The organism is Arthrobacter rhizosphaerae (genome assembly GCF_023062595.1).
Classification (GTDB): Bacteria; Actinomycetota; Actinomycetes; order Actinomycetales; family Micrococcaceae; genus Arthrobacter; species Arthrobacter rhizosphaerae.
This window is the reverse complement of sequence record NZ_JALLAN010000046.1, coordinates 1-946: the sequence shown is the minus strand read 5'-3', so window position 1 is coordinate 946 and position 946 is coordinate 1. Positions and strand designations below refer to the sequence as shown.

Annotated in this window: 2 protein-coding genes; both read left to right on the top strand. The window is 65.1% G+C overall.

Translation table 11 applies throughout. The annotated features are described in order from the left end of the window. A partial coding sequence (locus MU551_RS23205; RefSeq protein WP_247048930.1) for a PfkB family carbohydrate kinase occupies positions 1-586 on the top strand: 586 nt, incomplete at its 5' end. Further along, positions 583-946: aldo/keto reductase (locus MU551_RS23200; protein ID WP_247048929.1), on the top strand; the 364-nt coding region annotated here is incomplete at its 3' end. The genes MU551_RS23205 and MU551_RS23200, both read left to right, overlap by 4 nt.

The following is a 946-nucleotide window of genomic DNA, read 5'->3' as shown; positions in this document are numbered from 1 at the left end:
GATCGCGGAGGCCGGCGTCGTCCATGTCACAGGGATCACAGCCTCGCTCTCCAGCTCAGCTGAGGACGCCACTTTCACTGCCATCGAGTACGCCCGCGAGGAAGGAGCCCTGGTCAGCTTCGACGTCAATCACCGACCGACGCTCTGGCCCGAGGAAGACCCGGCTCCGTTATACCGGAAGATTGCCCAGCGCAGCGACATTGTCTTCGCGGGAACCGAAGAAGCACGGCTTCTGCTCAATCAGGGCGCCACATCCAACTCGACCTGGCTCGCACGCGAACTCGCCGAACTCGGGCCGCGCGAGGTCATCATCAAACTCGGCGCGGACGGCTGCGTCGCCGACATCTCGGGCCAGGCCTACTCCCAGGCCGCTGTGCCCGTCACCGTCGTGGACACAGTCGGGGCCGGGGATGCGTTCGTCGCCGGATATCTGGCTGCGCTCATTGAAGAACGAGACCCCGCAGCGCGCCTGCAACACGCCGCAACCGTCGCAGCGTTCAGCTGCCTGAACGACGGCGACTGGGAAGGCCTGCCACGGCAGGCGGACCTGCGCCTCCTGAATACCCAGGACCCGGTGGACCGATGAACGAAGTAACACTGAACACACTGCGCACAGGCATACACCTCTCCAGCCTGGGGATAGGCGCATCACAATTCGGGAACCTGAACCGAATCACCACCGATGAGGCATCCGCGCAAGCCGTCACACGCGCCTACGATGTGGGCTTGCGGTACTTCGACACCGCGCCCCACTACGGGCTGGGGCTCTCCGAGCTGCGGCTGGGCGCTGCGCTGCACGCACTCGATCGTGACGATGTTGCACTGTCCACGAAAGTCGGCCGTCTCCTGGTCGACAGCCCGGAGACGGTGGATCGGGCGGACGACCAGGGCTTCCTCGTCCCTGCCGCACGCAAACGGGTATGGGACTTCAGCCGCGATGGCATCC